This window comes from Micromonospora sp. URMC 106 (genome assembly GCF_051386395.1).
GTDB lineage: Bacteria > Actinomycetota > Actinomycetes > Mycobacteriales > Micromonosporaceae > Micromonospora.
This window is the reverse complement of record NZ_JBPQTP010000166.1, coordinates 1-10,068: the sequence shown is the minus strand read 5'-3', so window position 1 is coordinate 10,068 and position 10,068 is coordinate 1. Positions and strand designations below refer to the sequence as shown.

The following is a 10,068-nucleotide window of genomic DNA, read 5'->3' as shown; positions in this document are numbered from 1 at the left end:
GCGACACCACGCCCCCGCCGCCTGCCGACGGTGCCCGCCCCGCGCTCCTCCGAGCCGGAGTCCGGGCAGGTGGAGCGGGGTGCGCAGGCCCCCCGGACGGGTGAATCACCGCGCTCCGTTAACCAACATGTGGGATCAGTTGACTCATCGCGTGAGATGCGTCAGGCTTGACCGCATGTCGTCGTACCGGTCGCTGCGAGTACTTACCTGAGCGCACTCTCGCCATCGAGAGTGCGCTGGCCCCGTGCATCCTGCACGAGGGCTTTTTTGTTGCCGTCGGACCCATCGACCCGGAGCCCCGCGCCCCGCGTCCCACCGCTCGAACAGCCGCACCCACTCCAGCCGAAGGCCTGAACCGCCATGACGAGACCCACGCCAGAGACACTCGCCCACTCCGCCCGGCGGACCCGTCCGGGCGCCGAGCCCGCGAGCGACGCCGACCACGCCGGCGCCGCCCGCGCCGCGGCCACCCCGGCCGTCCCGGGAGTACGCGCACCCGCCCCGGCCCAGGTCTCCGGTGCCGGCTCGCTCGTGCGGTCCCTCGAGGCGCTCGGCGTCGACGTCGTCTTCGGCATCCCGGGTGGCGCGATCCTGCCGGCGTACGACCCGCTCTACGACTCGACCGTCCGGCACATCCTGGTCCGCCACGAGCAGGGCGCCGGGCACGCCGCCACCGGCTACGCCCAGGCGACCGGCCGGGTCGGGGTCTGCATGGCCACCTCCGGCCCCGGCGCGACGAACCTGGTCACCCCGATCGCCGACGCGTACATGGACTCGGTGCCGATCGTGGCGATCACCGGGCAGGTCGCGCGGCCCTCGATCGGCACGGACGCCTTCCAGGAGGCGGACATCCAGGGCATCACCCTGCCGATCACCAAGCACAACTTCCTCGTGCAGGACGCCGAGGAGATCCCGCAGGTGCTGGCCGAGGCGTTCCACCTGGCCGCCACCGGTCGGCCCGGGCCGGTCCTGGTCGACATCCCCAAGGACGTCCTCCAGGCGCCCACCACCTTCTCCTGGCCGCCGACGCTGGACCTGCCGGGCTACCGGCCGACCCTGCACCCGCACGGCAAGCAGATCCGCGAGGCGGCGCGGCTGATGACCTCCGCCCGTCGCCCGGTGCTCTACGTCGGCGGCGGCGTGCTCAAGGCCGGCGCGACCGAGGGGCTGCGGAAGCTGGCCGAGCTGACCGGGATCCCGGTGGTCACCACGCTGATGGCGCTCGGCGCGTTCCCCGACTCGCACCCGCAGCACCTGGGCATGCCCGGCATGCACGGCACGGTCGCCGCGGTCTACGGCCTGCAGAAGGCGGACCTGATCGTGGCCCTTGGCGCGCGCTTCGACGACCGGGTCACCGGCAAGCTGGACTCCTTCGCCCCGGACGCGACGGTGGTGCACGCCGACATCGACCCGGCCGAGATCGGCAAGAACCGGCACGCCGACGTCCCGATCGTCGGGGACGCCCGGCACGTCATCGACGAGTTGCTCGCGGCGGTGACGAACGAGCAGTCGGCCGGGCACCGCGCCGACACCGCCGACTGGTGGACCCAGCTCGACGACCTGCGCAAGCGCTACCCGCTGGGCTACGAGGCGCCGGCCGACGGCACCCTGTCCCCGCAGTACGTGATCAAGCGGCTCGGCGAGATCGCCGGCCCGGACGCGATCTACGTCGCCGGGGTGGGCCAGCACCAGATGTGGGCCTCCCAGTTCATCTCGTACGAGAAGCCGTACACCTGGCTGAACTCCGGCGGCCTCGGCACGATGGGCTACGCGGTGCCGGCGGCGATGGGCGCCAAGGTCGGCAAGCCGGACACGGTGGTCTGGGCGGTCGACGGCGACGGCTGCTTCCAGATGACCAACCAGGAGTTGGCCACCTGCGCGCTGGAGGGCATCCCCGTCAAGATCGCCGTGATCAACAACGGCAACCTCGGCATGGTCCGGCAGTGGCAGACCCTCTTCTACGGGGAGCGCTACTCCAACACCGACCTCGGCACCCACAAGCACCGCATTCCGGACTTCGTGAAGCTCGCCGAGGCGCTCGGCTGCGTCGGCCTGCGCTGCGAGAACGCCGAGGACGTCGACAAGACCATCGCGGCCGCGATGGCGATCAACGACGCCCCGGTGGTCATCGACTTCGTGGTCGGCAAGGACGCGATGGTGTGGCCGATGGTCGCCGCCGGGACCAGCAACGACGAGATCATGTTCGCCCGGGGTGTCCGCCCCGCCTTCGACGAGGACGAGCTGTAGTCATGACCGAACGCACCGAGCGCAGCGAGGGCCGTGAGGGCATGACGAGGAAGGCGCTGCCATGACCGGCACCGAGCGCGGCGAGGGCCGTGAGGGCATGACGAGGAAGGCGCTGTAATGACGATGCACACCCTGTCGGTGCTGGTGGAGAACAAGCCGGGTGTCCTGGCCCGGGTCTCCGGGTTGTTCTCCCGGCGCGGCTTCAACATCGACAGCCTCGCCGTCGGCGAGACCGAGAACCCGGACGTCTCGCGGATCACCATCGTGGTCAACGCCGAGTCGTCCCCGCTGGAGCAGGTGACGAAGCAGCTCAACAAGCTGGTCAACGTGCTCAAGATCGTCGAGCTGGACCCGCAGGTCTCGGTCGCCCGGGAACTGCTCCTGGTCAAGGTGCGCGCCGACCGCGCGGCCCGGGCCCAGGTCCTGGAGACGGTCGGCCTGTTCCGGGCCCGGGTGGTCGACGTGGCCCCGGACACGCTGACCATCGAGGCCACCGGCACCCCGGACAAGCTGGACGCGCTGCTGCGCGACCTCGAACCCTTCGGGATCAAGGAGATGGTCCAGTCCGGGCTGGTGGCGATCGGGCGCGGCTCGCGCTCCATCACCGCCGGGCCCGCGCTCCGGGCCGCCTGACTCCGCCAACGCCGGCGCCACGCGCCGCCTGAGAACCGACACCGCACAGATCCACGACGGGCCGCCCGGGCCGCCGTACGAAAGGGAAATCATGAGCGTTGAGGTGTACTACGACGACGATGCCGACCTGGGCCTGATCCAGGGCCGCAAGGTCGCGGTGGTCGGCTACGGCAGCCAGGGCCACGCTCACGCGCTGTCGCTGCGCGACTCCGGCGTCGACGTGGTGATCGGTCTGCCGGAGGGCTCCAAGAGCCGGGCCAAGGCCGAGGAGCAGGGCCTGCGGGTGGTCACGCCCGCCGAGGCGGCGGCCGAGGCCGACGTCATCATGATCCTCGCGCCGGACACCGCCCAGCGCCGCCTCTACGCCGAGTCGATCGCGCCGAACCTGGCCCCGGGCAAGGCCCTCTTCTTCGGCCACGGCTTCAACATCCGCTACGGCCTGATCAAGCCCCCGGCCGAGGTCGACGTGGCGATGGTCGCCCCGAAGGGCCCCGGTCACCTGGTCCGCCGCCAGTACGCCGACGGCAAGGGCGTGCCCTGCCTGGTCGCCGTCGAGCAGGACGCCAGCGGCACCGCGCTCGCGCTGGCCCTGTCGTACGCCAAGGGCATCGGCGGCACCCGGGCCGGCGCGATCCGCACCACCTTCACCGAGGAGACCGAGACCGACCTCTTCGGCGAGCAGGCGGTGCTCTGTGGCGGCGCGGCGGCGCTCGTGCAGACCGGCTTCGAGGTGCTCACCGAGGCGGGCTACGCCCCCGAGGTGGCGTACTTCGAGTGCCTGCACGAGCTGAAGCTCATCGTCGACCTCATGTACGAGGGCGGCATCGCCAAGATGCGCTACAGCATCTCGGACACCGCCGAGTACGGCGATCTCTCCCGGGGGCCGCGCGTCATCGACGCGCGGGTCAAGGAGGAGATGCGCAAGATCCTCGGCGAGATCCGGTCCGGCGAGTTCGCCCGGGAGTGGGTGGCCGAGGACGAGGCCGGCCGGCCGAACTTCAGCAAGTGGCAGGCCGAGGGCGCGGCGCACCCGATCGAGGAGACCGGCCGGAAGCTGCGCGGCATGATGAGCTGGGTGGACCGCCCGATCACCGAGACCGCCTGACCGCACACCGGCGGCCCGGGCCCGGCGCTCTCCCCGGCGCCCGGCCCGGGCTGCTCCCTGTCCGCCACCAGTCGTTCCGCCGACCACCGACCGCCGTCGCCGTTCACCGCCTCGTCACCGCGCGTTGTGAGGGCACTCACCCCACGGTCCGGGACATGCCGGCCGGGCCGCACCCTACGATCGCGGGTAGGTGCGTAGCCGGCACCTGACGGCCATGGCACGGATCAGCGCGGGGCGCAGCGCGGCGTCCCGCAGCCCGGCCCACCGCTCTGACGACAACTAGAGGACCGATGACTCCTGTCGTACTGATCGCCGAAGAACTCGCACCCGCCGCCATCGAGGTGCTCGCCCACGACTTCGACGTGCGCCACGTCGACGGCACCGACCGTCCGGCCCTGCTCTCGGCGCTCTCCGAGGCCGACGCCGTGATCGTGCGCAGCGCCACCCAGATCGACGCCGAGGCGATCGCCGCCGCGCCGCGGCTGAAGGTCGTCGCCCGGGCGGGCGTGGGCCTGGACAACGTCGAGGTGCCGGCCGCCACCGCGCGGGGCGTCATGGTCGTCAACGCCCCCACCTCCAACATCGTCTCGGCCGCCGAGCAGGCCCTCGCGCTGCTGCTCGCCGTGGCCCGCAACACCGCCAGCGCCAGCGCCGCGCTGAAGGCGGGGGAGTGGAAGCGGTCGAAGTACACCGGCGTGGAGATCCAGGGCAAGACCGTCGGCGTGGTCGGGCTCGGCCGCATCGGCGTGCTCTTCGCGCAGCGGATCGCCGCCTTCGGCACCCGGCTGATCGCGTACGACCCGTACATCCAGCCGGCCCGCGCGGCCCAGCTCGGCGTCCGCCTGGTCGGCCTGGAGGAGCTGCTGCGGGAGAGCGACTTCATCTCGATCCACCTGCCGAAGACCCCGGAGACGGTCGGCCTGATCGGTGAGAAGGAGCTGGCCGTCGTCAAGCCGGGCGTCCGGATCATCAACGCCGCCCGGGGCGGGCTGGTCGACGAGCAGGCCCTGGCCGACGCGATCGCCGAGGGTCGGGTCGCCGGCGCGGGCGTGGACGTCTACGCCAAGGAGCCGTGCACCTCCTCGCCGCTGTTCGCCTTCGACAACGTGGTGGCCACCCCGCACCTGGGCGCCTCCACCGCCGAGGCGCAGGACAAGGCCGGTCTGGCCGTCGCCAAGAGCGTCAAGCTGGCGCTCCAGGGCGAGTTCGTGCCGGACGCCGTCAACGTGCAGGCCGGCGGCGTCGTCGCCGAGGACGTCCGGCCGCTGCTGCCGCTGGCCGAGAAGCTCGGCCGGGCCTTCACCGCCGTCGCGGGCGGGGTCGCCGCCAGCGTCACCGTCGAGGTACGCGGCGAGATCGTCAACCACGACGTGTCGGTGCTCAAGCTCGCCGCCACCAAGGGGCTGTTCAGCTCGGTGGTCGAGGAGCAGGTCACCTACGTCAACGCCCCGCACCTGGCGGCCGAGCGCGGCGTCGAGGTCACGCTGGCCGCCCAGGCCGAGACGGCCGACCACCCCAACCTGGTCACCGTCCGCGGCGCGCTGCCCGACGGCCGTACGGTCAGCGTCTCCGGCACCGTGACCCAGGCCGGCACGCGGGACGTCATCAAGCTGACCGAGGTCGACGGCTTCGACGTGGAGATCGGCGCGGAGGGCATCCTCGTCTTCCTCCGTTACGTCGACCGCCCGGGCGTCGTGGGCACCGTCGGCACGCTGCTCGGCGAGGCCGGCATCAACATCGCGGCGATGCAGGTGGCCCGCCGGGAGGCCGGCGGCGAGACGCTGATGACCCTGACGGTGGACCAGGCGCTCGGCGCGGACCTGCTCACCTCGGCGGCGGACTCGATCGGCGCGGTCGCCGCCAGCGCCGCCGACCTGCGCGACGAGTGACCTGAGCGCACGACAGCGGGGGCCCGGCGATCCGCCGGGCCCCTTCGTCGTACGGGCGGAGGGTCAGCCGGGCAGCCGGGCCGGCGGCGGGTAGACCGAGCCGTCCTGGGCGTCGAAGAGCATGAGGTCGTGCTCGCCGGCCAGCCGCTCGATGTCGAGCAGCACCTCGTCCGCGCAGGTCGGGTGCAGGTTCAGCTCGACGTGGTCGTTCGCCGCGTGCAGCGGCGCCACCGCCCACGGGGTGTCCGGCCCGGCCGGCCGGTCCGGGTAGCTGGTGGTGATCGCCCGGTAGAACGCCACGACCCGCGGGTCCGGGTGCCGCTCGACGTGCTGCCCCTGCCGGCAGCGGCGCACGGCCGCCCGCACGTCCTCGGGTGTCGCCCCGTCCGCCAGGGCCCACACGCTCAGATCGAAACTCACGGCGGACAGCGTGCCATCCGTCGTTCACCGTGTCGAAATCGCCCCGCCGACAGGCGCCGTCGGTGTCGTGAGAGTCCGGTGTGGAGACCCTTGCGTCGAGTTGCGTCGATTCGCTAGCGTACCCGTGCGGTCACTGGCCGAGCTCGCGGCGTGGGCCCGTCTTCGGGTGGCGAGGTCGACGTCCGGCCGACCGGTCCGCACCCCTCGAATGCGCGAGCCACGCGCACTCGTCGCTGACCGGCCCTCACGGTGGTTGCCGCAACCGTGGGGGCCGATCGCGCGTCACCGCTCCGCAATGGCCAGCCACGGGCGCGTCACCGGACGGCCCGGCGCCCGACGGTGCTGGGGCGCGGCTCAGCGGCGGTGGGCGAAGAGGGCGCGGTAGTCCGACCCGTTGCGGAACCAGGCCAGCCCGACCGGCCCGGCGGCGTAGAGCGCGGTGGCGTAGGCGTCGGCGACGGCGAGGTCGGGGCCGACGACCGTCGCGGCGACCAGCTGGTCGGCCGGCTCCCCGGTGTGCGGGTCCACCACGTGTCCCTGCCGGCCGCTGACCCCGGACGTGCCGATCGCGCCCGCCGTCATCTCCAGCACCAGCGGCGCGCGCTGCCGGTCCGTCGGGTGGTGCACCGCGACCCGCCAGGGGCCGCCGTGCGCCGCGTGCCCGCGTACGACCAGGTCGGCGCCGGTGAGCACGGCGTAGTCGTGGATGCCGGCGGCACGCAGCCGGGCGGCGGCCCGCTCCACCGCCCACCCGCCGAGCAGGCCGCCCGGGTCGAAGCCGCCGGGCACCGCCCAGGCGTCGAACCAGCCGTCGGTGGCCGCCCGCATCGCCGCGCAGCGGTCGACCAGGTCGGCCAGCGGCGGGTACGACTCGGGGCTGATCTCGCCCCGGCGCAGCCGGGAGACGAGGCTCTCCGGCCGGGTCGGGCCGTAGGTGAGGTCGATGGCCCGCAGCTCCGCCACCGCGTCCCGCAGCGCCTCCCCGACGCCGCGACGGCCCAGCCACTCGGGGGCGTTGAGCAGCAGCGAGTATTCCGCCGTCGAGGTCCGCACGGTGTGCTGGACGGCGATCCGGTCGCCGGCGGCGGCGGGCCGGTCGAGGCGGTGGCTGCGGGAGCCGAGGCGCAGGTCCGGCCGGCGGGGCTGGAAGGCCGACTGGTCCACCCAGCGGGTTCGTGGCTGCTGGTCGATCCGCATGACAGTGCTCCCTCGCTGCCGGCGCCCGCGTCGTCGCGGTGCCGTCGCGGGCCCCCGTGACCCGCTCGTCACCACGCTAGGCAGCGGAGATGACCTGACCATGAATGTCACCTGAGAGCCTCCTGTGCATCCCGATTTCCCGGATGCTGGAAGCTTCGTACCGGGACGCGGGACGGCGGCGTACGGTCGGACGAAACGGCGAGGCGAAGGAGCGCAGGACGTGGCACGGATCGCGGTGGTGGCCGGGGACGGGATCGGACCCGAGGTGGTCGCGCAGGCCCGCAAGGTCATCGACGCCGTGCTCCCGGGGGTGGAGGCCACCGAGTACGACCTCGGCGCCGCCCGCTACCACCGCACCGGCGAAGTGCTCCCCGACTCGGTGCTGACCGAGCTGGCCGGGCACGACGCGATCCTGCTGGGCGCGGTCGGCGACCCGAGCGTGCCGCCGGGCGTGCTGGAGCGGGGCCTGCTGCTCAAGCTGCGCTTCGCCTTCGACCAGTACGTCAACCTGCGCCCGTCGCGGCTCTGGCCCGGCGTGGCCGGGCCGCTGGCCAGCGTCAAGCCGGGCGAGGTCGACCTGGTGGTGGTCCGCGAGGGCACCGAGGGCCTCTACGCCGGCGCCGGTGGCGCGCTGCACCGCGGCACCCCCGCCGAGGTCGCCACCGAGGAGAGCCTGAACACGCGGCACGGCGTGGAGCGGGTCATCCGCGACGCCTTCGCCCGCGCCGCGCGCCGGGAGCGGCGCAAGGTCACGCTCGTGCACAAGACCAACGTGCTCACCCACGCCGGCTCGCTGTGGGCGCGCGCCTTCGAGGCCGTCGCCGCCGAGCACCCCGACGTGACCACGGAATACCAGCACGTCGACGCCGCCGCGATGTTCCTCGTGACCCAGCCCCAGCGCTACGACGTGGTCGTCACCGACAACCTGTTCGGCGACATCCTCACCGACATCGCCGCCGCGGTCACCGGGGGGATCGGGCTGGCCGCCAGCGGCAGCATCAACCCCGAGGGGGCGTACCCCTCGATGTTCGAGCCGGTGCACGGCTCCGCGCCGGACATCGCCGGGCGCGGCGTGGCCGACCCGGTGGCGGCCGTGCTCTCCGCCGCGCTGCTGCTCGACCAGCTCGGGCACGCCGACGCCGCGGCCCGGGTCACCGCCGCCGTCGGCGCGGAGCTGGCGGGCCGGACCGCGGGCGTACCGCTGCGCACCGAGGAGGTCGGCGACCGGCTGGCCGGGCACGCCGCCTCCTGAGCCCTCGGGCCGCCCGCCCCACCCGGGCGCCCGGTCCCCGTCAGCCGCCCCGCCCGCACCCACGGGCGCGGCGGCGTCCACCCGTCCGGCGGCGTCGCTACGCCCGGGCGGCGCTACCCCCTGAACGACCGTTCGGGGTAAGTTTCTCGCACCACATTTCTCGGCATGCGGACCCGTGTGCCGTCCGTTCCGCAGGGAGGTCAGCGCGATGAGCGGTGGTGACAAGCTCGACTTCGAGATCCGTCCGAATCCCGCGCCGGTATCCGTCGCCGACCGGGCCGCCCTGCTGGCCAACCCGGGATTCGGCCGGGTCTTCACCGACCACATGGTCACCATCCGCTACGCCGACGGCAAGGGCTGGTACGACGCCCGGATCGAGGCCCGCGCGCCGATCCCGATGGACCCGGCCGCCGCCGTGCTGCACTACGCGCAGGAGATCTTCGAGGGCCTGAAGGCGTACCGGACGGCCGACGGCGGGGTCACCATGTTCCGCCCCGAGGCCAACGCCGCCCGGTTCGCCGCCTCCGCCCGGCGGATGGCGATGCCGCCGCTGCCCGAGGAGGCGTTCGTCGACTCGCTGCGCCGGCTGGTCGAGATCGACCGGGACTGGATCCCCGAGGGCGCGGACGGCAGCCTCTACCTGCGTCCGTTCATGTTCGCCAGCGAGGTGTTCCTCGGCGTCCGGCCCGCCAACGAATACCTCTACGTGGTGATCGCCTCGCCGGTCGGCGCGTACTTCTCGGGCGGGGTCAAGCCGGTGACGGTCTGGGTCACCCCGGACTACACCCGGGCCGCCCCGGGCGGCACCGGCGCGGCGAAGTGCGGCGGCAACTACGCCAGCTCGCTGGTGGCCCAGGCGGAGGCGATCGAGCACGGCTGCGACCAGGTGGTCTTCCTGGACGCGGTGGAGCGGCGCTTCGTCGACGAGCTGGGCGGCATGAACGTGTTCTTCGTCTACGACGACGGCACGGTGGTCACCCCGCCGCTGACCGGCACGATCCTGCCCGGCATCACCCGGGAGTCGGTGCTCACCCTGGCCGCCGGCGCCGGGCACCGGGTCGAGGAGCGGCCGGTGAGCTTCGCCGACTGGCAGGCCGACGCGGCGAGCGGCCGGCTCCGGGAGGTGTTCGCCTGCGGCACCGCCGCGGTGATCACGCCGATCGGGGAGGTGCGCTTCCCCGACGGCGGGTTCCTGATCGGCGGCGGCGAGCCCGGGCGGGTCACCATGGCCCTGCGGCAGCAACTCGTCGACCTCCAGCGGGGCGGTTACGGGTCAGAGGACGCGCTGGACCCAGCCGTGCGGGTCGTCGGCTTCGCCCCGCTGG

8 protein-coding genes are annotated in these 10,068 nt (G+C 73.3%); 6 read left to right on the top strand and 2 right to left on the bottom strand.

Annotated elements, in window-relative coordinates:
• Window positions 1-360 precede the first annotated feature (360 nt).
• The 4 genes from ACSNOB_RS30345 to serA all read left to right on the top strand — a co-directional run bounded on the left by ACSNOB_RS30345 (window position 361) and on the right by serA (window position 5,874).
• Window positions 361-2,247: an acetolactate synthase large subunit gene (locus tag ACSNOB_RS30345; RefSeq protein ID WP_436690679.1), complete on the top strand. Its 1,887-nt coding sequence runs from the start codon at window positions 361-363 to the stop codon at window positions 2,245-2,247.
• Window positions 2,248-2,364: 117 nt separating this feature from the next.
• The gene (gene ilvN / locus ACSNOB_RS30340; RefSeq protein WP_091096900.1) at window positions 2,365-2,880 is read left to right on the top strand and encodes an acetolactate synthase small subunit; all 516 of its coding nucleotides are present in this window, start codon (window positions 2,365-2,367) and stop codon (window positions 2,878-2,880) included.
• Window positions 2,881-2,971: 91 nt separating this feature from the next.
• Entirely contained in the window at window positions 2,972-3,985 is a 1,014-nt protein-coding gene (gene ilvC, locus ACSNOB_RS30335; RefSeq protein ID WP_436690677.1) for a ketol-acid reductoisomerase, read from the top strand.
• A 290-nt stretch (window positions 3,986-4,275) separates the two neighbouring features.
• On the top strand, window positions 4,276-5,874 hold the full coding sequence (gene serA / locus ACSNOB_RS30330; RefSeq protein WP_436690675.1) for a phosphoglycerate dehydrogenase: 1,599 nt from the start codon (window positions 4,276-4,278) through the stop codon (window positions 5,872-5,874).
• 63 nt (window positions 5,875-5,937) lie between these two features.
• Here the strand turns inward: serA and ACSNOB_RS30325 are convergent, their stop codons facing one another.
• Both ACSNOB_RS30325 and ACSNOB_RS30320 read right to left on the bottom strand, forming a co-directional pair.
• On the bottom strand, window positions 5,938-6,294 hold the full coding sequence (locus ACSNOB_RS30325; protein WP_393105124.1) for a hypothetical protein: 357 nt from the start codon (window positions 6,292-6,294) through the stop codon (window positions 5,938-5,940).
• A 354-nt stretch (window positions 6,295-6,648) separates the two neighbouring features.
• Window positions 6,649-7,491: an FAD:protein FMN transferase gene (locus tag ACSNOB_RS30320; protein WP_393105122.1), complete on the bottom strand. Its 843-nt coding sequence runs from the start codon at window positions 7,489-7,491 to the stop codon at window positions 6,649-6,651.
• A 220-nt stretch (window positions 7,492-7,711) separates the two neighbouring features.
• On the opposite strand from ACSNOB_RS30320, the gene ACSNOB_RS30315 reads away from it, so the two are divergent.
• A complete protein-coding gene (locus ACSNOB_RS30315; protein ID WP_393105120.1) occupies window positions 7,712-8,743 on the top strand; it encodes a 3-isopropylmalate dehydrogenase in 1,032 nt (343 codons plus the stop codon).
• 208 nt (window positions 8,744-8,951) lie between these two features.
• A partial coding sequence (locus tag ACSNOB_RS30310; protein WP_436690672.1) for a branched-chain amino acid aminotransferase occupies window positions 8,952-10,068 on the top strand: 1,117 nt, incomplete at its 3' end.